At 64.4% G+C, this 24,537-nt stretch carries 19 protein-coding genes; 8 read left to right on the top strand and 11 right to left on the bottom strand.

Annotated elements, in window-relative coordinates; genetic code table 11:
- Positions 1-119: 119 nt before the first annotated feature.
- Entirely contained in the window at positions 120-1,484 is a 1,365-nt protein-coding gene (gene gor, locus CDV44_RS16710; RefSeq protein ID WP_087689031.1) for a glutathione-disulfide reductase, read from the top strand.
- Positions 1,485-1,557: 73 nt separating this feature from the next.
- On the opposite strand, the gene CDV44_RS16715 is transcribed toward gor, so the two are convergent.
- The 7 genes from CDV44_RS16715 to CDV44_RS16750 form a co-directional block, all read right to left on the bottom strand.
- Positions 1,558-3,027, bottom strand: a complete 1,470-nt coding sequence (locus tag CDV44_RS16715; RefSeq protein WP_249277593.1) for a sodium-dependent transporter — start codon at positions 3,025-3,027, stop codon at positions 1,558-1,560.
- 293 nt (positions 3,028-3,320) lie between these two features.
- Positions 3,321-4,082, bottom strand: a complete 762-nt coding sequence (locus CDV44_RS16725; RefSeq protein WP_087689033.1) for a phytanoyl-CoA dioxygenase family protein — start codon at positions 4,080-4,082, stop codon at positions 3,321-3,323.
- Between the two features lie 117 nt (positions 4,083-4,199).
- Positions 4,200-4,571, bottom strand: coding sequence for a hypothetical protein (locus tag CDV44_RS16730; protein WP_058378892.1), 372 nt, complete (start codon positions 4,569-4,571; stop codon positions 4,200-4,202).
- A 172-nt stretch (positions 4,572-4,743) separates the two neighbouring features.
- A complete protein-coding gene (locus CDV44_RS16735; RefSeq protein WP_087689034.1) occupies positions 4,744-4,995 on the bottom strand; it encodes a hypothetical protein in 252 nt (83 codons plus the stop codon).
- An 87-nt stretch (positions 4,996-5,082) separates the two neighbouring features.
- Complete coding sequence (fdhD, locus tag CDV44_RS16740; RefSeq protein WP_087689035.1) at positions 5,083-5,988, bottom strand: formate dehydrogenase accessory sulfurtransferase FdhD; 906 nt, start codon at positions 5,986-5,988, stop codon at positions 5,083-5,085.
- A 51-nt stretch (positions 5,989-6,039) separates the two neighbouring features.
- The gene (gene fdhF / locus CDV44_RS16745) at positions 6,040-8,937 is read right to left on the bottom strand and encodes a formate dehydrogenase subunit alpha (protein WP_087689036.1); all 2,898 of its coding nucleotides are present in this window, start codon (positions 8,935-8,937) and stop codon (positions 6,040-6,042) included.
- Between the two features lie 248 nt (positions 8,938-9,185).
- A complete protein-coding gene (locus CDV44_RS16750; protein WP_170936018.1) occupies positions 9,186-10,256 on the bottom strand; it encodes a substrate-binding domain-containing protein in 1,071 nt (356 codons plus the stop codon).
- Between the two features lie 423 nt (positions 10,257-10,679).
- On the opposite strand from CDV44_RS16750, the gene CDV44_RS16755 reads away from it, so the two are divergent.
- The 7 genes from CDV44_RS16755 to CDV44_RS16785 all read left to right on the top strand — a co-directional run bounded on the left by CDV44_RS16755 (position 10,680) and on the right by CDV44_RS16785 (position 19,281).
- On the top strand, positions 10,680-12,992 hold the full coding sequence (locus CDV44_RS16755) for an FdhF/YdeP family oxidoreductase (RefSeq protein WP_087689038.1): 2,313 nt from the start codon (positions 10,680-10,682) through the stop codon (positions 12,990-12,992).
- Positions 12,985-13,284, top strand: coding sequence for a helix-turn-helix domain-containing protein (locus CDV44_RS16760; protein ID WP_087689039.1), 300 nt, complete (start codon positions 12,985-12,987; stop codon positions 13,282-13,284). Before CDV44_RS16755 ends, CDV44_RS16760 begins: the two co-directional genes overlap by 8 nt.
- A gap of 227 nt (positions 13,285-13,511) precedes the next feature.
- The gene (locus CDV44_RS16765) at positions 13,512-14,531 is read left to right on the top strand and encodes a fatty acid desaturase (RefSeq protein ID WP_087689040.1); all 1,020 of its coding nucleotides are present in this window, start codon (positions 13,512-13,514) and stop codon (positions 14,529-14,531) included.
- Positions 14,532-14,819: 288 nt separating this feature from the next.
- Positions 14,820-15,098, top strand: coding sequence for a hypothetical protein (locus CDV44_RS16770; RefSeq protein WP_087689041.1), 279 nt, complete (start codon positions 14,820-14,822; stop codon positions 15,096-15,098).
- Positions 15,088-15,342 (top strand): hypothetical protein, encoded by a 255-nt coding sequence (locus CDV44_RS16775; RefSeq protein ID WP_087689042.1) that lies wholly within the window; start codon positions 15,088-15,090, stop codon positions 15,340-15,342. Before CDV44_RS16770 ends, CDV44_RS16775 begins: the two co-directional genes overlap by 11 nt.
- 10 nt (positions 15,343-15,352) lie before the next feature.
- Positions 15,353-16,933: a PepSY domain-containing protein gene (locus CDV44_RS16780; protein WP_170936019.1), complete on the top strand. Its 1,581-nt coding sequence runs from the start codon at positions 15,353-15,355 to the stop codon at positions 16,931-16,933.
- Positions 16,934-17,046: 113 nt separating this feature from the next.
- Positions 17,047-19,281 (top strand): TonB-dependent siderophore receptor, encoded by a 2,235-nt coding sequence (locus CDV44_RS16785; protein ID WP_087689044.1) that lies wholly within the window; start codon positions 17,047-17,049, stop codon positions 19,279-19,281.
- Between the two features lie 138 nt (positions 19,282-19,419).
- Here CDV44_RS16785 and CDV44_RS16790 read toward each other — a convergent pair whose 3' ends face one another.
- The 4 genes from CDV44_RS16790 to pelF form a co-directional block, all read right to left on the bottom strand.
- Positions 19,420-20,190: a ferredoxin--NADP reductase gene (locus CDV44_RS16790; protein ID WP_087689045.1), complete on the bottom strand. Its 771-nt coding sequence runs from the start codon at positions 20,188-20,190 to the stop codon at positions 19,420-19,422.
- Between the two features lie 166 nt (positions 20,191-20,356).
- Complete coding sequence (galE, locus tag CDV44_RS16795) at positions 20,357-21,379, bottom strand: UDP-glucose 4-epimerase GalE (protein WP_087689046.1); 1,023 nt, start codon at positions 21,377-21,379, stop codon at positions 20,357-20,359.
- 100 nt (positions 21,380-21,479) lie between these two features.
- Positions 21,480-22,856: an exopolysaccharide Pel transporter PelG gene (pelG, locus tag CDV44_RS16800; protein WP_087689047.1), complete on the bottom strand. Its 1,377-nt coding sequence runs from the start codon at positions 22,854-22,856 to the stop codon at positions 21,480-21,482.
- Positions 22,856-24,523 carry a GT4 family glycosyltransferase PelF gene (gene pelF / locus CDV44_RS16805; RefSeq protein WP_087689125.1) on the bottom strand — a complete coding sequence of 556 codons (1,668 nt, stop codon included), beginning with the start codon at positions 24,521-24,523 and terminating at the stop codon, positions 22,856-22,858. Before pelF ends, pelG begins: the two co-directional genes overlap by 1 nt.
- Positions 24,524-24,537 lie beyond the last annotated feature (14 nt).

Below are 24,537 nucleotides of genomic sequence, written 5' to 3' on the forward strand. Positions count from 1 at the left end.
TCGCTCATCGCCAGACGCGATGGACACCAGCGCAGCCGCTATCGGCCGTGTTTGCGGATGTGCTCGCAGGGGTGCCCGCAGTTGTGCCCATGCCGTCGCATGACAACAAGGAGTCAGCAATGCCCCAGTTCGATGTGGATTTGTTCGTGATCGGTGCCGGTTCCGGCGGTGTGCGTGCGGCGCGCGTCGCGGCGCAATATGGTGCGCGCGTGAAAGTGGCCGAAGAGTTTCGGGTTGGCGGGACGTGCGTGATTCGCGGCTGCGTGCCGAAAAAGCTGCTCGTCTACGCGAGCCGCTTTGCGGATGAATTCGAAGACGCTGCCGGCTTTGGCTGGAATGTCGGCACGCCCACATTCGACTGGACGACGCTCATTGCCCGCAAGGACAGCGAGATTGCGCGGCTCGAGAATATCTATCGCACCAATCTGGAACGTGCGGGAGCCGAACTGATCGAGGCGCGTGCCGTGGTCGAAGGCCCGAACACCGTGGTGCTGCCCGCGACCGGCGAGCGCATCACCGCAAAACACATCCTGATCGCCACGGGCGGACGGCCTGCCGAACAACCGCACTTTGTCGGACGCGAGCATGCCATTTCGTCCAACGAGGTGTTTCATCTGGACAAGTTGCCCGAGCGCATCACGGTGATCGGCGGCGGGTATATCGCGGTGGAATTTGCCGGCGTCTTTGCCGGACTTGGCGCGAAAGTCACGCTCATCCATCGCGGCCCTCACCTGTTGCGTGGTTTCGATGAAGACGTGCGGACGTCGCTTGAAGCGGCCTACCGCGAACGTGGCATCGACATCGTGCTGGACCGCACGGTGGAACGTGTGGACAAGACGCAAGACGGCTTGCGCATTTCGCTTTCTGACGGCAGCACGCATGATGCCGACGTGCTGCTCAGCGCGGCCGGGCGTGTGCCCTACACGCAAGGGTTGGGACTGGCGGCCAGTGGTGTGGCGCTCAACGAAAAGGGCGCGGTGATCGTCGACGAGTTTTCACGCACCAACGTGCCGTCGATCTTCGCGGTCGGGGATGTCACCGATCGCGTCAATCTCACGCCGATGGCTATTCGTGAAGGTCAGGCATTCGCCGATACGGTCTTTGGCGAGCGCACGACGCGCGTCGATCACAAGCTCATCCCGACCGCCGTGTTCAGCACGCCGGAAATCGGTGTGGTCGGACTCATCGAGAGCGAGGCCCGGGCACAGTATCCGCAACTCAAGGTGTACAAGGCCGTCTTCCGCCCGCTGAAAGCCACGCTCTCGGGGCGGCAGGAAAAGATCCTGATGAAGCTGCTGGTGGATGGCTCGACCGACCGGATCGTCGGCGCGCACATGGTGGGCGACCATGCCGGCGAGCAGGTGCAACTGCTCGGCGTTGCGCTGTCGATGGGGGCGACGAAAGCAGACTTCGACCGCACCCTCGCCGTGCATCCGACCGCCGCCGAGGAGTGGGTCACGATGCGCACGCCGGTGGCTGGCTGATATTGGCCCGAGGCTGTTGCGTGAGTCGCGTCGCTTGACGCGACTCGTGTGAGCGCGTCCGCCTGAACGCCGCCTAAACGCTCTGGTACCAGATACCGAGAATGGCGAGCGGCGTGAGCACCAGCAGAATCAGGCGCCATACCGGCAGGAACCATTGCGCACGCGTGCCGACGAGCACCGTGCGCGCCTGCGGCCAGATGCGTGCGCCGACCAGAAACGCGACGCACAGACCACCGGCGGGCATCAGCAGATTGATCGTCACAAAATCCATCAGATCGAAAATCGTCCGGCCGAACAGCAACACGTCGGACCACACACCGAACGAGAGCGCCGCGGGAGCGCCCAGCGAGAACGTGGCCGCCAGCACGGCCAACACCGCCGGGCCGCGCCGCCACTGATACTCGTCGATCAGAAACGCCGTGACCGGCTCGAACAACGACACCGCCGAGGTCAGCGCGGCAAATAGCAGCAGCAGAAAAAAGGCAATCGCCACCAGATGGCCGAACGGCATCTGGGCGAAGATCGCAGGCATCGTGATGAACGTCAGCCCCGGGCCCGCGTTGGCCGCAACGCCAAACGCAAACACCGCCGGCAAAATCATCAGTCCCGCCAGAATGCACGCTAGCGTCGCGAGTGTCGCCACCCAGACTGCCGAGCCTGCCAGCTTGGCATCCTTGGGCAGATACGAGCCGTAGACCACGATCATTCCCGCCCCGAGCGACAACGAGAAAAACGCCAGCCCCAACGCTTCGAGCAGCGTCTTGCCGCTGATCATCGAGAAGTCGGGCTTGAGGAACCACGCCACGCCTTCCATCGCACCTGGTAGCGTCAGCGCCCGGGCGATCACGGCGAGCATCAACAGAAACAACGCGGGCATGAGCCACTTGCCCGCGCGCTCGATGCCCTTCTGCACACCAGCCGCGACGATCAGTGCCGCCAGCCCGAGAAACACCGCCATGTTCGCGAGCGACGCCCACGGGTCGGCAATGAACGCCACGAATTCGGCTTCCAGTCTCAACGTGTCAGGGGCGAGTACCGAGCCTTTGAGCGCACGCAGCAGATACGCGACCGTCCAGCCGCCGACCACGACGTAGAACGACAGAATGGCAAACGCATTGAACGTGGCAATTCGCCCCACCCACGACCAGCCGCGACCGCCTAGTTCACGCATTGCCGTGGTGGCGGATTTGCCGGTCAGCCGTCCGATGGTCATTTCGGCGAGCAGCAAGGCGACACCCAGCGTCAGCACGCATCCCAGATACACCACCAGAAACGCCCCGCCCCCGTGCTGCCCCACGACGTACGGAAACTTCCACACCGCACCGAGCCCTACCGCAGAGCCGGCGGCCGCGAGCACAAAGCCCATGCGCGAGCCCCACGTGCCGCGCACGGACGGGTCCGAATGATCGGCGTGGGTGGCGTGGGTGGCGTGGGTGGAAGCGGTGGAACTGGTGGAAGCGGACGACGCGGGAGCCGTACTGGAAACAACGGAGGCGGTCGCCGTAGATGGCGCCGCCGAGGGCGAGATGGGCAGATGGGACACGTGTCTCCTCCGGGTCTGGACGTGCACGTGCTGCGACTTTCGCGTTGCTCGACAGCACGCCACGACAGTTGTCATGGGATGGCGTCAGGCAGGTTACGGGTGCAAAACAGGGTCACCGGTATGCCCGGCGATACGGCAGACGCGCGAGCGCGAGCCGACAGGCGACGCCATTAGGATGGTCGACGAGTCTACGCGGGAAGAGGTTCTGTCCGGTTTAGGAAACAGCCCAAAACCGTGATCTCGCCCGGGGGTTTGGGCGAGACCGGGTCAGGCGGATGATGTCAGCGCCCGAGTCAGTGCCCGAGTGCGACTTCACCCGCAGAGGCCGAACGCGAACCCGGCGTCGGCGGATTGCTCTCGCCGCGATACGCAAACACCACCGAGAACTTCGTGGTATCGCCCTCGTTGCGCCCGGCGGCATGGAACAACCCGCTGTGGAACAGCACGACGTCGCCCTGCGCCAGTTCGACCTGACGCCCGCGCGAGACGAGGGGTTGATTGTCGGGTTCATCGGGACGCAGAAAGTCCAGTGCGTCGAGCTGGTGTTCGCCGAGTTGCTCACGGTGCGAGCCCGGGATGAAGCGCAGTGCGCCGTTGGCCAGCGTCTCCGGACCGAGCGCCAGCCACACCGAGATCAGCGAATTCTGCGGGAACGACCAGTAGCGGATATCGCGATGCCACCCCGTCGCCGTGCCGAAGTGCGGATGCTTCGTCATCACGCAGTTGTGATGCGCGAGCGTGAGCACCACGTCTTCGCCGAAGATCTGCGCCAGCGATTCGATCAGGTCGGGCCGGGTCGCCCAGCCACGCAACACGTCGCCACGGTCATAGGCCTTGAGCAGACGCCGCACGGTTTGCCCGCCTTCGGCGTCACGCGACGTCGGTGCCCCGGCGTAGCCCACATCCGCCTCGAATTCCAGCGGCAGGGTCGCGGCGGCCAACTGCGCTCGCGCGTCGGCCAGAATCGCCTCGCAATCGGCCTGCGACACATAACGCGGCAGGATCAGATAACCGTCTTCACGGAAAGCGTCGAGTTGCGATGCGGTGAGCGCCATGATGGTCAGCCGGACAGGCAGAAATCGGTGTTTTAGGGGAGAGTTCGGTGGCGTTGCAGGGTAATTCGGAGAGACTGAACGACGCTGGCCGTGAAGCGGCGACGGCGCGTCGCACACTCAGGCGGCGCGTTTGCGTCGTCGGGGCGGGAGTTCGGCGGCGGGCTTGCGTTCGATCTTCGGTTCAGGCTGCGGCACGTCGGTGCCCGGCAGCGAGGGCTGCGGGTTGCCACCGGCCGGGCGCGGCGTGTCGACCACGCTGCGCAAACGATCGAGTTCGCGCGTGAGCTTCGCCAATTGGTATTCGAGTTGGCAGTTCTTGCGATACAACGTCCGCATTTTCTGGCTGAGCGCCTGCGTCTGTGTCCAGTACTCCGGATACATGACGAAACGCCCATCCGGGCGCTCGACGACGCCCAACCCGCTCTGCCCCATCACGTCGATGGTTTCCAGCGCGTAGCGTCGAACTTTTTTTACCGTACCTGCCGCCATTTATTTCCTACAGTCCCAGCCTGAGAGAGTCAGGCGCGGCATTTTGCCATGAATTCGCCCCCGCCGGGCGGCAAACCCGCACCGGGATGGCGATTTATTTTCGCCCGTCGGCCCCGCCAGCCGGGGCTCTGCGTACAACACACCGCGATTGGCGTGCAACACCGCCGCATTGTTACGGCTTCGGCGTCTTACCGGTGTCGATCGAGACGGGGTCGCTTGCCGGAAAGGTCTCTTCGAGGCCCTCGTCCAGACGCTTTCCCGTCGACGGCCTGGGCTCAGGCGTACGCCGCGGTTGTGACGTATCGATGGACACGGGGTCGCTCGCCGGGAACGTTTCCTCAAGGGCTTCGTCGAGATCGCGTTCGACGTCGTCCTCTTTGTGAGGCTGCTGTGGCTTGGGCTTGCGCGTGGGGGTATCGCTCATCAAGTCCTCCGCTTCGGGGGCCGCGCCGGTGCGCGACCGTCACCGTAACTATACCGCGACCTGCGTAGGCCCTGCGGCCATCAACTGTCACAAACTGTGACTGTCGAGCGTGGCCCCGCCGGTGTACACCACGCACTGCTCGCCTCTCACGAAGCCCACAAGCGTGACGCCCGCCGCCGCTGCGGTGCGCACCGCAAGCGCCGTGGCCGCCGAGACGGCCGCCACCATCGGAATACCGACTTGCGCCGCCTTTTGCACGATCTCAACGCTCGCGCGGCTCGTCATCAGCACGAAGCCCGCGTCGAACGCCTGCCCCTCGCGTGCCAACGCGCCAATCAGCTTGTCGAGCGCATTGTGGCGCCCCACGTCTTCGCGCAGACACAGAATCTCGCCGGTCGACAAACACCACGCCGCGCCGTGCACTGCACCGGTCACGGCATTGAGCGACTGGTGCTTCGCGAGCCCCGCGTGCGCGGCGGCCAGCGCCGCATGCGACACGCGCAGAGGCGCGCCTGCGGCGGGTAACGGACGAAGGACCTGATCGAGGCTCTCGGTGCCGCACAGTCCACAGCCGGTGCGACCGGTCAGATTACGGCGCCGCTCCTTGAGACCGGCAAACGCCCGCGACGAGATCTCGACATGCGCCGTGACACCCAGCGTCGTCGCCGACACATCCACGCCGTAACACTCGCCGCGCTGACGCAGAATGCCCTCGGACAACGCAAACCCGAGCGCGAAGTCTTCGATATCGGCCGGGGTGGCGAGCATCACGACATGCGAGATACCGTTGAATTCAAGGGCAACGGGGACTTCCTCGGCCAGTTCGTCGCTGGCTTGCTGCCAGCCGCCATGCCGGAACCGCCGCACCTCGAAGCTGGCGTGCGTGGCCACGCTCGCCGGGTCGATCGCGACCGGCGCGACATCACACACCGGGGCGCCGTCAGCGGCGTCGCCACCGGGCGTCGCTCGCCCGGTGTGCAGAGTTTCAGACATCGTCAAACCTTCGCTCCACTTGTCATTGCTGCTAATCCAAACGTACTCGGCCTACTTCGCCGAGACGGGTTCCGCAGGCTTTCTCGCCGCCTCAAGCAATTCAAGCTGCTCGCGGTTGAACGCCGAATACTTCGCCTGCCATGCCGACGGCTGCACCACCGGCAGCACTTGGACGGCAGTCACCTTGTACTCGGGGCAGTTGGTCGCCCAGTCCGAGTTATCGGTCGTGATGACATTCGCGCCCGACTCCGGGAAGTGGAACGTCGTGTACACCACACCCGGCTGCATGCGCTCGCTGATCACCGCCCGCAACACCGTCTCGCCCGCACGGCTGCGAATACCGACCCAGTCGCTATCCTTGATGCCGCGCTCCTGCGCGTCGTGCGGATGAATTTCCAACCGGTCTTCGTCGTGCCAGTGCACATTGGGCGTGCGCCGCGTCTGCGCTCCGACATTGTATTGCGAGAGTATCCGCCCGGTAGTGAGCAGCAACGGATAGCGTGGCGTCACCTTCTCGTCGGTCGGCACGTAGCGCGTGATGATGAAGCGCCCCTTGCCGCGCACAAAGGTGTCGATGTGCATGATCGGCGTGCCGTCGGGCGCCTCGTCGTTGCAAGGCCATTGCAGACTGCCGGCCTCGTCGAGCCGGGCGTAGCTCACGCCATGGAAGGTCGGCGTCAGCCGCGCAATCTCGTCCATGATTTCCGACGGATGTGCGTACGGCATCTCGTAACCGAGCCGCTTGGCCAACGCGATGGTCACTTCCCAGTCGGCCATGCCGGGCAGCGGCGCCATGACGCGCCGCACCCGCGAGATACGCCGCTCGGCATTGGTGAACGTGCCGTCTTTCTCGAGGAACGTGGTGCCCGGCAGCAGCACGTGGGCGTACTTGGCGGTTTCGTTCAGGAAAATATCCTGCACGACGATGCACTCCATCGCCTCCATCGCCGCAGACACGTGGTGCGTGTTGGGGTCGGACTGCACGATGTCTTCGCCCTGACAGTACAGCCCCTTGAAACTGCCGTGGATCGCTGCATCGAACATATTGGGGATGCGCAGCCCCGGCTCTTCCTGCAAGGTCACGCCCCATGCTGCCTCGAACTCCGCGCGCACGGTCGTGTCGGAGACGTGCCGATACCCCGGCAACTCATGCGGAAACGAGCCCATGTCGCACGAGCCCTGCACGTTGTTTTGGCCGCGCAGCGGATTCACGCCCACGCCCTCACGGCCCACGTTGCCGGTCGCCATCGCCAGATTCGCAATGCCCATTACCGTGGTAGAGCCTTGCGAGTGCTCCGTCACGCCCAGCCCGTAGTAGATGGCCGCATTGCCGCCCGTGGCATACAGACGGGCCGCGCCACGAATGGCGTCGGCCGGCACGCCGGTCGCTACCGACACCGCTTCGGGCGAATTCTCCGGCAGCGCCACGAACTCGCGCCACTGCGCAAACGCGCGGTCTTCGCAACGCTCGGCAATGAACGCCTCGGCGAGCAGCCCTTCGGTCACGATGACGTGCGCCAGCGCGTTGACCATGGCGACATTGGTGCCGGGGCGCAGCGGCAAGTGGAACGCCGCCTTGATATGCGGTCCGTCGACGATATCGATCCGGCGCGGGTCGATCACGATCAGCTTCGCGCCCTCACGCACGCGACGCTTCAGTCGCGACGCGAACACCGGGTGCCCGTCGGTCGGATTCGCACCCATCACGAGAATCACGTCGGCGTGTTCGATGGACTTGAAGGTCTGCGTGCCAGCCGATTCGCCCAGCGTCTGCTTCAGTCCATAGCCCGTCGGCGAGTGGCACACGCGCGCGCACGTGTCGACGTTGTTGTTGCCGAATGCCGCACGCACGAGCTTTTGCACCAGATACGTTTCTTCGTTGGTGCAGCGCGACGAGGTGATGCCGCCAATGGCATCGCGACCGTACTTCGCCTGAATCCGCCGGAACTCGGACGCCGCGTAGTCAAGCGCTTCGTCCCACGACACTTCACGCCACGGGTCGGTGATCTTGCTGCGAATCATCGGCTTCGTGATCCGTTCCTTGTGCGTCGCATACCCCCACGCAAAGCGGCCCTTCACGCAGGCATGACCTTCGTTGGCGCGGCCGTCCTTGTAGGGCGTCATGCGTACGATTTCACTGCCCTTCATCTCCGCCTTGAACGCGCAGCCCACGCCACAATAGGCGCAGGTCGTCACCACGGCGTGTTCGGGCTGCCCCATCTCGATGACGCTTTTCTCCTGCAACGTCGCCGTCGGGCACGCACTCACGCACGCGCCGCACGACACGCATTCCGACTCCATGAATGGCTGGTCCTGCCCGGGTGACACACGGGACTCGAAGCCTCGCCCGGAGATCGTCAACGCGAACGTGCCCTGCGTCTCTTCGCAGGCGCGTACGCAACGATTGCAGACGATGCATTTCGACGGGTCGTAAGTGAAATACGGATTGGATTCGTCCTTGGCGCTGGCCAGATGGTTATCGCCATCGAAGCCGTAGCGCACTTCACGCAGGCCGGTGACGCCCGCCATGTCCTGAAGCTCGCAGTCGCCGTTTGCCGCGCAGGTCAGGCAGTCGAGCGGGTGATCGGAGATGTAGAGCTCCATCACGTTGCGACGCAGATCCTGCAACTTCGGCGACTGCGTGCGCACCTTCATGCCCGCCTCGACGGGTGTGGTGCACGACGCCGGGTAGCCGCGCCGCCCTTCGATTTCGACCAGACACAGACGGCAGGAACCGAACGGCTCCAGCGAGTCGGTCGCGCATAGCTTGGGGATGTTCACGTCGCTCATCGCGGCCGCCCGCATGATCGAAGTGCCGGCCGGCACGCTCACGCGCTGGCCGTCGATCTCCAGCGTCACGTCCTGGCTTGCCTGACTTACGATAGCGGACACGGTGCGGTCCGGGGTGCCGAAATCGGGGCCGTGGCCCGGTTCAACCTGACGAGGCATGGCGTCTCCTGTGGGATCGGGCGTCACCTTATATGTTCGCCAATTCATATGAATCGACGCGGCTTTTCAGACGTCCCGGCTTCGACAGTAGTCCATATTTCCCGCGACAGCAAAATTCGGGAAAACCTCACCGGCATAAATTAGCGGCCGGAAAGCCGTCAAAAGACGGCCGGAGTCTGCCGCGACATATAGGCATGCCGTTGCATATGAGCCGCGACACCCCGACGAGCCCTGCCCGGGACGCGAGTTCAGCCCAGCGACGGGAACGCCTCCGACAGCGCCGCCACCCGCCCGGTGTGCGCCTCGGCGTAACCGGGAATATCGTGCACGACCTGCTTGTAAGGCGCGCTCTGCAAAATATCGAGCAGCGCCCGGACATAGCGATGATCGGCCGCTTCGTCGGGGAAGATGAGGCAATAACGCTCGGTGAGAATCGGCAGAAAATCCAGCCCGAACTGGGTCGCCGCCGCTTCGATGGCGAGCCCGGCGTCGGCGCGTCCGCTGGCGATATAGGCCGCGACGGCGGCATGCGTCAGCTCGATGTTCTCGGTGCCGTGAATCGTTTCCGGATCGAGCCGCGCCTGCTGCAAGAGCAGATCGAAGATCATCCGCGTACCCGAGCCGCGTTCACGATTGGCGAAACGCGCCCCCACACGCGGCAGATCGGAGATGGACTGGATATGCAGCGGATTGCCCCTCGCGACGAGCAATCCAAGTCGACGCGATGCCACGTCGGCGACGCGATAGGCCTTCCCCTTGAGCAAGGGCGCGTACTGCGCCAGCACCGGCTCGGCGAGTGCGCCCTCAGGCACATGGAAGCTCGCCATCTCGCACTCCTGCTTTGCCAGTGCGGAGACCGCCTCGATGCTGCCGCGATAACTCACCTCCAGCGGTAACTCGGCTTTCGCCGCGAAGTCGACCAGCGCCGCCACCGCCAGCCCGTGACTGGCAAAGATGCGCAACTGATCGTTGTCTTCTCCGAGCAGATCGTCGAGTTCCGTCTGCAACTCCGAGGCCATCGTCTCAAGCAACGGCCCGAGCCGGGCCTGCAATCGCTTCTGCCCCCAGAGCAGCCGGCGGGCGAGCGGCGTCAGGACTGCGCCGCGCCCGCGCGCCATCGTGAGCAACGGTGCGCCGAGCGCCGTCTCGGCCTCTTTGACATGCCCCCACGCCCCGCGATACGAGAGATTCAGCGCATGACTCGCCGCCTGCAAATTGCCTAGCGTGTCGACGTGCGCCAGCAGCGAAATCAGCTTGTCGAGCGGCACATCGCTGCCGTCATGACGAAAGCGCAGTTGAGGGGCAATCGAGATCCGCATAGGGCTATCCATATGAGAGGGCATTCATAAACGCGTCGCTTCGAAATTCCGCCGGACCGGCATAACACGTTGAGGCACAAGCCTTCTGCGTATCAACCACTTCCGCTGCCGAGGATTTCCACGCAGCAATTATGCATATTTTTACCTATCCGTCATACGACAAATCGCGTTTCGCACGATCATCGCCCGCCGGCCAAGACAGCGACGCTTTCGTCAAGCTGTTGCCGCGCCATCATATGCTATTAATTGCATAATATGAATCATGAAAATTGCTGATAACATGCGGACATTCGGCCTGATATCAGGAACTAGCAACATGAACGCCTGATCTCACGTTGACGATTCGACGTTTATTTATGCATTTATTTGCCTATTTAACGCGCTCGAATTCCCCCCTGAATCACGCGCACAGCGCACTGCAACATGACCACTCCGAAGATCGCCAACTACACGCGCCCCGCCGGCGGCTGGGGCGCCCTCAAGAACGTTGCCATCCAGCTCGTCTCGCAAGGCATCCCGCTCAAGGGCGCACGCACGCTGCTGAGCGCCAACCAGCCCAGCGGCTTTGACTGCCCGGGCTGCGCGTGGCCGGACCGCGAGCATGCGTCGACGTTCGAGTTTTGCGAGAACGGCGCCAAGGCCGTCGCCGCCGAGGCCACCAAACGCCGCGTGACGCCCGCCTTCTTCGCAGAACACACGGTCACCGACCTGCTGTCGCTCGACGACTACACGCTCGAAGGGTATGGGCGCCTCACGCACCCGATGCGCTTCGATGCCGCCACCGACCGGTATGTGCCGATCGAGTGGGACGCCGCCTTCGCGCTCATCGGCGAACACTTGCGCGCCCTGCCCGATGCTGATCAGGCGGCGTTCTATACCTCGGGCCGCACGAGCAATGAGGCCGCCTTCCTGTATCAGCTCTTCGTGCGCCAGTACGGCACGAACAATTTCCCCGATTGCTCGAACATGTGCCACGAGCCCACGAGCGTGGGCCTGCCACCGGTCGTCGGCATCGGCAAGGGCACCGTGACGCTGGAAGACTTCGAGCACGCCGACACGCTGCTGCTGTTCGGGCAGAACCCGGGCACCAACCACCCGCGCATGCTCGGCGAACTGCGCGAAGCAGCCCGTCGCGGCGCCACTATCGTCTCGATCAATCTGCTGCACGAGCGCGGTCTGGAGCGTTTTGCCGATCCGCAAAGCGCCGCCGAGATGCTCAGCATGGGCGGCACGGCGATCAGCGGCCACTACATCACGCCCGCGAGCGGTGGCGATTTCGCATTCGTCAAAGGCGTGATCAAGCATGTGCTGGAACGCGATGCCGAGGCCCGCGCCAACGGCGACGCGCCACTGCTCGACGACGCATTCATTGCCGAACACACCCACGGCTTCGATGACTTTGCCGCCGACGTGCGTGCCGAGCGCTGGGACGATCTGGAGCGTGCCGCGGGCGTCTCGCAGGCGCAGATGTGGCAGATTGCCGACGTCTATCTGCGCGGCGAGCGTGTGATCGCCACGTGGGGCATGGGCATCACGCAACACAAGCAGGCCGTGGCGACCATTCAGATGATCACCAACCTGATGCTCCTGCGCGGCAACATCGGCCGCCCCGGCGCCGGTCTGTGCCCCGTACGCGGCCACAGCAACGTGCAGGGCGACCGCACCGTGGGCATCAACGAGAAGCCCAGCGAGGCGTTTCTCGACCGGCTGGGTCAGGTGTTCGACTTCACCCCGCCGCGCCGCGAAGGGCTTGGCGTCGTGGACACGATTTCCGCAATGCTTGAAGGCCGCATCAAGGTCTTCATCGGCATGGGCGGCAACTTCGCCATGGCCACGCCCGACACGCCGCGCACGTGGGAAGGTCTGCGTCAGTGCGACCTGACCGTGCACGTGGCGACGAAGCTCAACCGCAGCCATCTCGTGCATGGGCGCGACGCGCTCATCCTGCCCTGCCTCGGCCGCACGGAAATCGACATGCAGGCCGGTGCTGTGCAGGGCGTGACCGTCGAAGACTCGATGAGCATGGTGCACCTCTCGTATGGCATCAACGCCCCGGCGTCGGAACATCTGCGCTCGGAGCCGGCCGTCGTCGCAGGCATCGCGCAGGCCACGATGGGCCGCGCCCTCGCCGGCCACGACGACTGGCACTGGTATATCGAAGACTACGACCGCATTCGCGACGCGATTGCGGCGACGTTCGACGACTTCGAAGGCTTCAATCGCCGCGTGCGCCATCCGGGTGGCTTCCGTCTGGACGTGCCGCCCGCCGAGCGCCGCTGGCTGACGGCCACGGGCCGCGCCAATTTCACAACGCACCCGCTGCCGCACGAATTGCCCATCGACACGGCGCGCCGTCAGGCCGGTGAGCGCGGCGCTGAAGTGCTGCAACTCGCGACCATTCGCTCGCATGATCAATACAACACCACGATCTACGGCCTGAATGATCGCTATCGCGGCGTGTTCGGGCAACGTCGCGTCGTGTTCGCGAATGAGGAAGACCTCGACGCGCTGGGTTTGCGCGCAGGCGAGCGCATCGATCTGGTCGGCGTGTGGAACGACGGCATTGCACGCCGCGCCGACGACTTCCTGCTCGTGGCCTACGACATTCCGCGCGGCAGCATCGCCGCCTATTACCCGGAAACCAACGGCCTCGTACCGCTGGACGCCACCGCCGACGGTGCGGGCACCCCGACGTCCAAGTCGATTCCGGTGTTGATGGAGCGCCGCCATGCCTGATGGCGCCGCCGGCAGCCCGCCACCCTCTCCCTCGACCACTGGCGATATCTCGCAGGCCGAGCAGGATCTGGCGCGGCTGCTCTTCACGCTCGCACAAGGCCGCCATGAAGGGCGCGATGCGCTGTCGCTGGCACGGCTGGCAAAGCGCAGCGCCCTGCCAATGAGCGACCTGCTGCGCTATCTCGGCGTGCTGGGCGAGGCGGGCTGGGTCGAAGTGGAAGACGGCGAGCGCGGGCTGCGGCTCGCCCGCCTCACCGACACCGGACTCGCGCAGTACGACAGCCTCGTGTAAGGCAGCGATAGGACATCGCAAATGCGGCAAGGCGCTACTTAGGCGCTACTTAGGCGCTGCACTGTCACTCCGGTAAGGCACTGAGATGACATTGCCACGCGACTGACATATTCCCGACCTGACGGACGACATACACTCTTGTCGCCACGGTGCCGGGCTGGTTGCGTACGGATTGGGTAAGATCGCGCTCTGACGCTCGAAATGGCACCCCATGTCACGGAGACCTTATGGAGCATGTCGTCGCACACCCGGCGCAGACCGACACCGACTCATCGCTTTCTTCTCTTGCATCGCCAGCCCTGTGGCGCCACGCGCGCCCCTCGCGCTGGAATCCGTGGCTGATCGCCCTGACAGGGCTTGCGGGGCTCTGGCAGTGGTTCGGGCTCGGCTTGGCGCTGCGTCATTGGGGCGCGACAGCAGCGTTCACGCTCCTGCCCGTGCTGCTGCTCACCCCCATGCACTGGGGGCTGATTCACGAATCGATTCATGGCCAGTTGCGGCTCAAGCCGCGCGATAACGAACGCACCGGCCGCCTGTTGTCGGTGCTGCTGGGCCTGCCGTTCGAGATCATGCGCTTCGGTCACTTGCTGCATCACCGCTTCACGCGGCAGCCGTTTGACCGCCCGGACATCTCCACCCTTGCCGATAGCGCGCCGCGGCTGGCGCGACTGCGGGCGTGGTTCGGCTATCAATCGCGGCTGCTCGGCGGCATGTGGCTCGCCGAAATCTTCGCGCCGGTCATTGCATGGATTCCGCCGCGCCGTCTGCCAGCGCTGGCAGCCAATGCGCTCGGCACCGACGCGCAGGACGAGGATGTGCGCCGCCGCGTGGTGATGTTCGGCAGCGACCCGGTGCGCCGCCGCCGGATTCAGCGCGATTTCGTCATGACGCTGGCCGCACTGGCGCTGGCGATCTGGGCGTACGGCCCGTGGTGGCCGGTGTTCGTTGCTGCATTTGCCGCGCGAGGCATCTGGCTGTCGATTGCGGACAACCTGCCGCATTACGGCGTCGAGATGGACGAACCCGCCCGCGCACGCAATTTCCACGCACCCGCCTTCGGTCGCGCATTGCTGCTCAATGCGAATCTGCATCGCGTGCATCATCTTTATCCGACCGCGCCGTGGCACCTGCTGCCCGAGATTAATGCCGCGCAACCGACCGCCGGTCCGCAAGTGCCTTACCTGCACGCCGCCCTGCGTCAGTTCGGCGGTCCGTTACCGGCCAGCAAGGCCATCGCTGGTCACTGATCGCGGGGTCGCGATCTCGCACAAATCCGCAGGCTTGGCAACGGCGTGCTGCACGCCGTTGCCGCCAAGCCACGACCGGGCTTCGTGATTCCCTTGCCATGTTTTGCAATGTTTCAGGATTTATCCGAAACATGATATAAATGCGAATCGTTTTCGTTAACGTTTGCATCTGGTGTGCAATCCGTTAGCCTTTGAATTGCGCCGGCTTTCATTAGCCCGCATCGCAGCGACGTCGCCCGAGGGCGGCGTTTTTGCTTGTGCCGCCTCGTTTCTCATCGATTCCTCAGCATGTTGATTGCATTGGCTATCGCGCTGGCCTGGTTTGCAGGCGGCGCCTGCTACCTGACGTCGGAGCATCAGCGCCTGCGCACGCAGCGCCTGAACCCTCAACCCGCCCGCGCGCTCTCGCTCGTGGCCGCCGTCGCCAGCCTCGTGTGCTGGCTCGCGGCCGCCGGGGCGTCGGCCGGCATTGCTGCCGCCTTCATGTCGCTGTGTTTCGGCCTGCTGTTCTGGCCCTATGCCGCTGGCGGATGGCACTGGCTGCGCGGAGATGCCCATGTGGAGTAGAACCTTTGCGGGTCTCGTGCTCGGCTTCTTCGCCGCCATGGCGCTGTGCGGTGCCATGGCGTACATGACGCCGGCCGGCTGGCACACCGCCGTCATCCCCGTCATCACCCTCTTCCCGCTCGTGTGGCTCGGCCTGTTCGCTGTGGTCTATGCGAGCCGAACCGCCACGCGTGCATGGATCGGCCTCGGCGCCACCACTGTCGTCGCCTGGGTCGCGCTGTGGCTGGCGCGCGCTGTCTGGTAAGGATCGTCCGATGCGTGCCCAAACGCTGCGTCAATATCTGAGCGTCCATACGTGGGCCGGCATCGTCGCCGGCTTCGCGCTGTTCATCGCCATGCTCGGCGGTGCCCTGACTGTTTTCCAACATGAAATCGAGCGCTGGGAGCAACCGGCCACGCGCCATGCGCCGCTCACGCTCGCCCAGACCGAAAAGCTCGCCGATCTGGTGCGCGCGCAGTATCCGGCCGCCCGCGAGCAAATGGGCGTGGTGCTGCCTAACCATTCGCCGACGCCGTTCGCCTACTGGCAAGGCACCGACGGCGAGTGGATGCAGGCACGGCTGCGCGAATCCGGCAGTGGTGCCGATCCGTCGCTCATCGTCGGCAATGCCCGTCCCGGTCTGTCGGCAACGATCAACGCGCTGCATTACTCGCTCGCGATCCCGACGTACGGCCTGTATCTGATGGGCATCGTGTCGCTGTTCTATGGCATGGCGCTGATCTCGGGCGTGATCGTGCATTTGCCGCGCGTGACGCGCGACATCTTCGCGCTGCGCCCGGGACGCAATCTCAAGCGGTTCTGGCAAGACGCCCACAACGCCATCGGCGTGCTGAGCCTGCCGTTTCACATCGTCTTTGCACTGACCGGCGCGCTGCTGTGCCTGAGCGTGCCGTTGATGATGGCGTTCAACGTCATCACGTTCGAAAACAAACTGATGGCGCAGATTCCGCAGGTGATGGGCGCAGTGCCGGCAAAGATTGCCCCGGTCGACGGCAAGCCGCTCGATCTGGCTGCAATCCTCGCTCGCGCCGAGCACGCCGCGCCGGATGTGGAAGCCACTGCCGTGTCGTGGACCGGTTACGGCAAACCCGATGCGGTGGCGGAAGTCTATGGTGAAGCCGGCGATTCGCTCGGGGTGTTCGCAGCGGTCGCCGTACGCCTGAACGACGGTGCCATCATCGGTCAGCACAGCCCGGGCGTACGTGACGCGAACCACGCGGTATTGAGCATGATTTACGGCGCGCACTTCGGTAATTTCGCCGGCATCGGTATGCGCTGGGTCTACTTCGTGCTCGGCCTGATGGGCGCTGTGCTCGTCTACAGCGGCAATCTGCTGTGGCTGGAGTCGCGCCGCAAGCGCAACTCGGCCATTCAACCGGCCAACCTGCGCTGGATGGCCAAGGCGACCGCAGGCGTATTCCTCGGCACCTGCCTCGGCCTTGCCGTCGCGTTCTCGGGTGCGTTGCTCTCGCAAGGCACCGCGGCGCTGTCGGTCTTTGTCGCCACGGTCATCGTGTCGCTGATCTTTGCCGCTTTGACGGCCCCCGCGATTGCCGCTACAGGGCTGCTCGCCGCCACTGCCCTCGCGTGTCTCGCGATTCCGGTCATTGACGCGCTTGTCACGCCGGACAACGCGCTGCGCTCGATCGCGCGCGGCGACTGGGTGTTGGCCGGTGTCGATCTCGTGGCGATCGTTTGCGCCATCGCGTTCTTCCTCTTTGCGCGTGCGACCTGGCGTCGTGCGCGTCGTGGCGACCCGAACAGTGTGTGGGCACGGCCCGCGCCGGCGGGGGGCACGCCGGAAGCCGGCGGCGCCACGCGTACGACGGTTTAGCAGCACGCCCCGGCGACACCCTCGCTGGCATCGCCGGGGAATACAAGATTTGGCGCGCTGACGCCATCGACCCAGCACACAAGACACCTACTCACTCAGGGAGATTTACCCGAATGCCGCAACTCCGCTCCGTCACGGCGCGCGCCCCCGCTCGCCCCGAAACTTCGCGTCTCGCCTCGCCGATTGCCCGCGCCACGTTCGCGCTCATCGCGACTTACGCCGCGCTGGCCACGGTGACCGCCACGCAGGCACATGCACAAAGCACGCCGGCCGGCACCGACGCGGCCGCCGCGTCGTCGAGCACACCGGCACAGCCCACGGCGCAGTTGACGACGACAACGGTCACGGGCGATCGAAGCAACGACTTCGATCCGCTTGCCGTGAAGAACGTGACATCGGGGGCACTCGGCACTCGCAAGGCGGTCGATACGCCCTTCTCGACCACGACGGTGACCAACGAGCAAGCGCAGGACCTGATGGCGACGTCGATCAACGACGTGTTCAAGTACGACCCGTCGGTCGCGCCGGTCATCAGCAGCGCGACCGGTGAAAACGCGGTCTTCAGCGTGCGCGGTCTGGCGATCGACATGCTCAACGGCATCAAGGTCGACGGTCAGAGTTTCCCGGTGTGGGACGCCGACCTCGCGATGGAGCCGTTCGAGAAAGTCGAACTGCTCAAGGGGGCCGGCGGCTTCATGTACGGCTTTGCCACCCCGGGCGGCATGCTGAACTACGTGATGAAGCGTCCGACCGATGACCCGTATCGCTCGGCGACCATCGGTTACACGTCGGCCAACATCTGGGCGGAAAAGCTCGACGTGGGCGGCCGCTTTGGCCCGGACAATCAGTTCGGCTACCGCGTGAATCTGGTCAACGAGGAAGGCAATTCGTCGGAGGCGCATCAGCATATTCGCCGCAAGGGTGCATCGCTGGCGCTGGACTGGCGCATCACACCGGACTTGACGTGGTCGGCCGACGTGATGTATCAGGACCGCAAGTCGACGGGCACGATTTTCGGTCTGGGCTTCTATGGCGTGACGCAGATTCCGTCGGCCAAAAGCGTCAAGGATCTGTCGCAGCCGCAGAACTGGTATGAAACCGAATTCCTGTCGGTGGGCACGGGTCTCGACTACCGCATCTCGGACGATTGGCGTGCCAGCGTGAAATTCCGCTTCGCCAAGGAAAACCGCTACAACTTCGACAGCTTCATTGCGGTCAACGACAACGCCGGCAACTACACCAACACGCTGTATGCCGCCCTGACGCGCTACTACTACCAGAACTACGATGCGATGCTGCAAGGCAAGGCCGATACGTGGGGCGTGAAGCACGATCTGGTCGTGGGCGCGAGCTACATGAACCAGTGGAAGGACTATGACGCGGGCGAAGGCTGGCAAAACGGCTACAACCTCGGCAACGGCAATCTGTTCTCACCGACCCTCTTGAGCAACTCGGCTGCCGGTATTTCGGCCGATCTGTATCGCGCCGGCCGCATCACGCAGGCCGCGATCTACGCCAGCGACACGGTTCATGTGACCTCGCGCCTGTCCGTACTGCTTGGCGCGCGCTACACGCAGTATCACGACTGGAGCTACAACATCAACGGCACGCAGTCGGCGAACTACTCGGCCAACCCGGTCTCGCCGACCATCGCGTTGATGTACAAGACGGACGCGAACTCGACCGCTTATGTGAGCTACGTCGAATCGCTGGAAGAAGGCGCGTCGGCCGACAACCGCTTCGCCAACTCGGGCACGACGTACGGTCCACTCAAGAGCAAGCAGTGGGAAGTCGGCTTCAAGACGGATAACCGCAACTGGGGCGCCAACATCGCGCTGTTCCAGATGCGTCGCGGCTATTCGTATGGCGATTCGAACAACAATCTCGTGCAGAACGGCATCATGCGCTTTCAAGGGCTCGATGCCAGCGGCTGGGTCAAGCCGCTCGACGAGTGGCGCGTGATGGGCGGTGTGTTGCTGATGAACTCGAAGGCGGTCGACATCGACGACCCGAGCGTCGCAGGCAAGCGCGTCTACGGTGCCGCCAAGGTGATCGGCACGGGCCGTATCGAGTACAACCCGTCGTACCTTCGTGAGTTGACGGTGGCGTTCGGCGGCAAGTATGTCGGCGGCATGGCGGTCGATGCGGCCAACACGCAGTTCATTCCGGGCTACACCACGTTCGACCTGAGCGCGAAGTACCAGACGCGCATCAGCGGCAAGGATGTCGTGTTCCGCGCCGGTATCAACAACCTGTTCGATCGCAAGTACTGGACCGAAGCGTGGGGCGGCTTCCTGTTCCTCGGTGCCACCCGTACGTTCGTGGCCAACGCGACGATTCAGTTCTAAGCGGCACCGCGTCGGAAACGACAAAACCCCACGACCCGAAAGTCGTGGGGTTTTGCGTTGTGCTGTCGTGCTGGGCTGCTGGTGTCTTGGTCGACGAACTTAGCCGACGAAATTAGCCAGCTAACTTAGCGGGCCAACTTAGCCAACAAACGCACGCTCAACGAGGTAATGCCCCGGCGCGTGGTTGTGACCTTCGACGAAACCACGCTTTTCCAGCAGCTCACGGGTGTCCTTGAGCATGGCCGGGCTGCCGCACAGCATGACGCGATCGTTTTCCGGCGTGAATTCCGGCAGGCCGATGTCCTGGAACATCTTGCCCGACTCGACCAGTTCCGTAATACGGCCCTGGTTCTCGAACTCTTCACGCGTCACCGTCGGGTAGTAGATCAGCTTGTCGCGCACGTACTCGCCGAGGTACTCGTGTTCCGGCAGATGCTCGGTGATCAGGTCACGGTAAGCGAGTTCGCTCGTGAAGCGGCAACCGTGCACGAGAATGATGTGCTCGTAGCGGTCATACACTTCCGGATCGCGGATGATGCTCATGAACGGCGCGAGGCCCGTGCCCGTCGAGAGCAGGTACAGGTTCTTGCCCGGGAGCAGGTTGTCGTTGATCAGGGTGCCCGTCGGCTTGCGGCCCACGATCACCTTGTCGCCCGGCTTCAAGTGTTGCAGACGCGAGGTCAGCGGACCGTCCTGCACCTTGATGCTCAGGAATTCAAGCTCTTCCTCGTAATTGGCGCTCGCCATGCTGTAGGCGCGCAGCAGCGGCTTGCCCTCGACTTCCAGGCCAATCATCGTGAACTGGCCATTGACATAACGGAACGAAGCGTCGCGCGTGGTCTTGAAGCTGAACAGCGTGTCAGTCCAGTGGTGGACTTCCAGCACGGTCTGTTGATTCTGTGTACTCATATTGGCGGTCGATAATGCGGTAATGGCCCCGTAGCCCGGACGGCGGCGTGCAATGCACGCACTATCGGTCGAGGGCGGGAAAACCCGACTATTTTACCTTAATTGGGAATGGCTTTCATTTGTCCCCTGCGCTTAAGCGGGGTTATTGGGACAATTTTTGGGCCGATTATTGATATCCGTCAGGATTCTGGCGCTGCCAGCGCCAGTGATCGGCGCACATGCGCGCCAGATCGTACTCGGCGCGCCAGCCCAGCAGCGCCTGCGCTTTGGCCGGGTTGGCATAGCACGTGGCGATGTCGCCGGGCCGCCGGGCCACGATGTCGTAAGGCACGTCGCGGCCGCTCGCGGCTTCAAAGGCACGTACGACGTCGAGCACGCTTTGCCCTTCCCCCGTGCCCAGATTGACGGTGAAACCCGTCTCGCGCCCGCGCAGTCCCGCCAGCGCGCACAGATGCCCCCGCGCCAGATCGACCACATGCAGATAGTCGCGCACGCCGGTACCGTCGGGGGTCGGCCAATCGCCGCCAAACACCTTCAGACGCGGCAGTTTGCCCACGGCCACCTGCGCCACGAACGGCATGAGATTGCTCGGCACGCCCGCCGGATCTTCGCCCAGCAGACCGCTCTCATGCGCGCCGACGGGGTTGAAGTAACGCAATACCGCCACGCGCCAGCGCGGATCGGCCACGACCGTGTCGGCCAGTATCTGCTCGGCCATCAGCTTGGTCTGACCGTAAGGGTTCGTCGCCGACAGCGGGAACGTCTCGTCGATCGGCACCGAGCCCGGGTTGCCGTACACCGTGGCCGACGAGCTGAATACCAGATCGCGCACGTTGTGGCGGCCCATGACGTCGAGCAACGTCACGAGACTGCCGAGATTGTTGTGGTAGTAGCGCAGCGGCTGGCTGACCGACTCGCCGACCGACTTGAGCGCGGCGAAGTGAATCACACCGTCGATGCGGTAGCGGGAGAACACGTCCTCCATGACCGCCGTCGAACAGACGTCCCCCTGCACGAAGACCGGCGCGCGCCCGGCAATGCGCTCGATGCGGGTAACGGCTTCGCGTTGACTGTTGCAGAGGTTGTCGACAATGACGACGTCGTAGCCGCCGGCCAGCAACTCGACACACGTGTGTGAACCGATATAGCCGGCGCCGCCGGTAACGAGAATGGTGCCCTGATTGCTCATGAAAATGCCTTGGCGTCGCCTGCCCGGCGTGCCCGGGGTCGCGCACGGCGCGCGAGGTGACGCATATTACTCCACCGCTGTCGGCTTCGCCAATCGGCCCTTACATCGGCTGGCGCATATAAGTTTCGTACTCGAGCGCATTCAGACGCCGGCCCAGCCACACCACGCCGAGCACCAGCACGCAGAACAACGCCAGCGCGAAACCATAGCCGTACCACGCGGGCCCGAGCCGCAGACTGACCCATGTGAACAGGCCATTGAGCACCACCAGCGACACCGTGAGCACCAGCACGTCACGGCGGCGGTCGAGATAGAACAACACGTTGAGCACGCCCAGCAGCAGCACCTGCATGCCGGCGGCCACCACATCCACACGCAACAGCGGCTGCCACGCCACCGGCATGCCGACCAGACGCAGCATGTCGTCGCCGAACGCAAACACCAGCAGCGTCACGACCGCCTGCACCTTCAGAATTTCGTAGAGCCCAGTGCGCACGGCACGGGTCATCATGTCGCGCGCCGTCGCAATCTGGCGCAGCGTGCCCCCATGCCGTACGGCGTCGAAGAAGCTCGTATAGGCTTCGGCAAAATCCGTCTCGATGCGCAGCAGAAACACCGCCATGCCGGGAATCACACAGAGATACGAGAGAAAGACCGGCAGGTCGTAGACCGGCGACGCGCGCAACGGCCCGATGATCACCATGCCGGTGGCCGGCGACGCCCAGAACATCAGCTTGTCGACCCACACACCGAGCCCGAAACACACGCCGACGCCCACCAGCGACACGTAGATGCTCTTCGGTGCGAACACGTCCCACGACAGCCACGTATCGGTCCGGTACTGGCGCACGACGATCGCCGCCAACCCGAGCAGCAGACACGCATGACCGATCACGAAACCGCCGAGCAAGCCCGTCAGGCCATAGCGGCCGAGCAATACGGCGCTCACCACGCTCAGGCTGTAACCCACGCAAAACACGCCGAGAATCGCGCGGTACTGCTTCACGCTGGTCAGAAACAACACCACGATCCACAAGTTGCCGAGCAGCACAAAGCCAATCCACATCAGCCACCGGTACGCGAGCGGCAAGTCGGCGAAGAGCGTCTGCGACAGCACCAGACCGACGCTGCCGAGCACGACCGTCGTGACCAGCGCCACGGCATTGAGCGCAGGCATGACCGCGCGCGATTCGCCGGCAAACAGCCGGTCGCTCAGATGCCGGGTGAACGCGAGCTGCACCAGTCCGGTCGCGATCACGCTGGCGGCGATCAGATACGTCACCGACACCTGAAACTGCGTCAGTACGGCCGCCGGTTGCACGTTCGCCAGACTCATCAGGCCGACGAGCACGATGCCCACCATCGACAGCACCAGCGGCCCGGCGCTGATGATGCCCGCGTAGCCATACGCCACCAGCGTGCCGGACAGCGTGTCGCTGCGCAGCAACCGGCGCAATTCGAATCCGATGCCCGCCATCAGTCGGTACCCCCGGCAAGCAGTTGTCGATAGAGCGCGCGATAGGCGTCCCGCATGGCGTCGTGGGTGTAGTGGCGCTCGACTCGGGCCATCCCGGCGCGACTCGCCGCGTGCCAGGCGTCAGGCTCCAGCACCTCGACGATGGCGGCCGCGAGGGCCTCCGGATCGGCAATCGGCACCACGCGCCCCGCACGTCCGAGCGCGGGATCGCCGTCAATGCCGCTGTCGCCCTCGATCAGATGGCGGCACGCGCCCACATCGGTGGCGACCACCGGCACGCCTGCTGCTGCGGCTTCGAGCACGACGAGCGGCAACGCCTCCGACACCGACGACAACGCCAGCACGCCGATGTGCGGCAGCACCGACTCGACCGGCCGATAGCCCATAAAACGCACCTGATACTCCATGCCAAGGCTTGCCGCCACGTCGCGGCACTCCTGCGCGTAGGCCGGGTCTTCCGTCTCGGGTCCGATGATCCAGCCCTGCACGTCGGGGCGATGGCGATACGCGATGAAGATGGCGCGCAAAAACGTCTTGATGTCCTTGACCGGCACCACGCGCCCGATCAGCGCCACCACCGGCGGAATCTCTGCCCGATCGGCCTCGGCGGGATCACTGGCGTCCGCCGGGTCGCCACGGCGCGGCACACGCAGCGCGGCAAAATGCGCCACGTCCACGCCATTGGCAATATTGCGCGTCTTGTGTGCGGGCGCGCCGTCGGCCAGTTGCCGCTGCCGGTTGCCTTCGAACAACGCCACGATCTCATCGGCGGCGTCGTAGCACACGCGCCCGATGGTCTCGAAGAACCGCATCCACAGATTCTGGAAGTAGCCGACCTGCGAGATGTCGCGCTCCAGCACGCCCCGGTTGTCGCGCAACCACTCGCTTTGAAGCAGATCGAGCTTGCGTTCCTTGGTGTAGCTGCCGTGTTCGGTCACCAGCAGCGGCTTGCCTGTCGAGAACCGCAGCAATGCGCCGAGCAACCCGGCGTAGCCGGTGGAAACCGTGTGGTACAGGCGCGCTGGCGGCATCGCGTCGGCAATGCGCGCGAGTTGCCACAGCGGCTTGTGCATCGTGCGCACCGTCCAGAAGTAATCGGTAAAGGACGGGTCGAGGCAGTGGCGCTCGTAACGCTCGGTCATGAACTGCCACGCGGCACGGCTATGCAGGAACTGCGGTTGCGCCAGTTCATGGCCGTCTCTGAGCATCGGCAGAATTCTGGCGAGCATCTGGCGGAAGGCGTCGTTGCCTGTCTCCGGCCCACCCGCCGCCACGCCCGCCCCGTCACGACGCCGCATCAGGTCGTGCATCTCGCCGACCTGCGCAAACGCCGCAGCGTCTCCATCGGTATGAAGCGCCCCTTGATGGCTGGCGCTCGCCCCCTCCCCCTGCGGCGAGGGCTCGTAAAGATAATGGGCTTCGAAATGTGTGACGTTCGGCGGCAGCGCGTAGACCGGCGTGCCGTAGTCCTCGCGGCGGCTGCCGATAAATACCACCGCGAACGTCCGCTCGGGAAACGCCCGGATCAACTGGTCGACCCACGACGACACCCCGCCGCGCACGTAGGGGAACGTGCCTTCGAGGAGCAAAGCGACATCCGCCACCGGGGCGCCTCGCAAGGAGGCTCGGCCGGCCGGCTCGGCCGACGCGCCGTCCTGCGCGCGCATTCCATCGTCAGGCG

It is taken from the genome of Pandoraea sp. PE-S2R-1 (assembly GCF_002179865.1).
In the GTDB taxonomy this organism is placed as follows: Bacteria; Pseudomonadota; Gammaproteobacteria; order Burkholderiales; family Burkholderiaceae; genus Pandoraea.

Bases quoted from the DNA above. Each gene is read 5' to 3' on its own strand.
- gor (WP_087689031.1), top strand. From the start codon at position 120: ATGCCCCAGTTCGATGTGGATTTGTTCGTGATCGGTGCCGGTTCCGGC.
- CDV44_RS16725 (WP_087689033.1), bottom strand. From the start codon at position 4,082: ATGGCGCTCACCGCATCGCAACTCGACGCTTTCCGTGAAGACGGTTAT.
- CDV44_RS16730 (WP_058378892.1), bottom strand. From the start codon at position 4,571: ATGGCGGCAGGTACGGTAAAAAAAGTTCGACGCTACGCGCTGGAAACC.
- CDV44_RS16735 (WP_087689034.1), bottom strand. From the start codon at position 4,995: ATGAGCGATACCCCCACGCGCAAGCCCAAGCCACAGCAGCCTCACAAA.
- fdhD (WP_087689035.1), bottom strand. From the start codon at position 5,988: ATGTCTGAAACTCTGCACACCGGGCGAGCGACGCCCGGTGGCGACGCC.
- fdhF (WP_087689036.1), bottom strand. From the start codon at position 8,937: ATGCCTCGTCAGGTTGAACCGGGCCACGGCCCCGATTTCGGCACCCCG.
- CDV44_RS16750 (WP_170936018.1), bottom strand. From the start codon at position 10,256: ATGCGGATCTCGATTGCCCCTCAACTGCGCTTTCGTCATGACGGCAGC.
- CDV44_RS16755 (WP_087689038.1), top strand. From the start codon at position 10,680: ATGACCACTCCGAAGATCGCCAACTACACGCGCCCCGCCGGCGGCTGG.
- CDV44_RS16760 (WP_087689039.1), top strand. From the start codon at position 12,985: ATGCCTGATGGCGCCGCCGGCAGCCCGCCACCCTCTCCCTCGACCACT.
- CDV44_RS16765 (WP_087689040.1), top strand. From the start codon at position 13,512: ATGGAGCATGTCGTCGCACACCCGGCGCAGACCGACACCGACTCATCG.
- CDV44_RS16770 (WP_087689041.1), top strand. From the start codon at position 14,820: ATGTTGATTGCATTGGCTATCGCGCTGGCCTGGTTTGCAGGCGGCGCC.
- CDV44_RS16775 (WP_087689042.1), top strand. From the start codon at position 15,088: ATGTGGAGTAGAACCTTTGCGGGTCTCGTGCTCGGCTTCTTCGCCGCC.
- CDV44_RS16780 (WP_170936019.1), top strand. From the start codon at position 15,353: ATGCGTGCCCAAACGCTGCGTCAATATCTGAGCGTCCATACGTGGGCC.
- CDV44_RS16785 (WP_087689044.1), top strand. From the start codon at position 17,047: ATGCCGCAACTCCGCTCCGTCACGGCGCGCGCCCCCGCTCGCCCCGAA.
- CDV44_RS16790 (WP_087689045.1), bottom strand. From the start codon at position 20,190: ATGAGTACACAGAATCAACAGACCGTGCTGGAAGTCCACCACTGGACT.
- galE (WP_087689046.1), bottom strand. From the start codon at position 21,379: ATGAGCAATCAGGGCACCATTCTCGTTACCGGCGGCGCCGGCTATATC.
- pelG (WP_087689047.1), bottom strand. From the start codon at position 22,856: ATGGCGGGCATCGGATTCGAATTGCGCCGGTTGCTGCGCAGCGACACG.
- pelF (WP_087689125.1), bottom strand. From the start codon at position 24,523: ATGCGCGCGCAGGACGGCGCGTCGGCCGAGCCGGCCGGCCGAGCCTCC.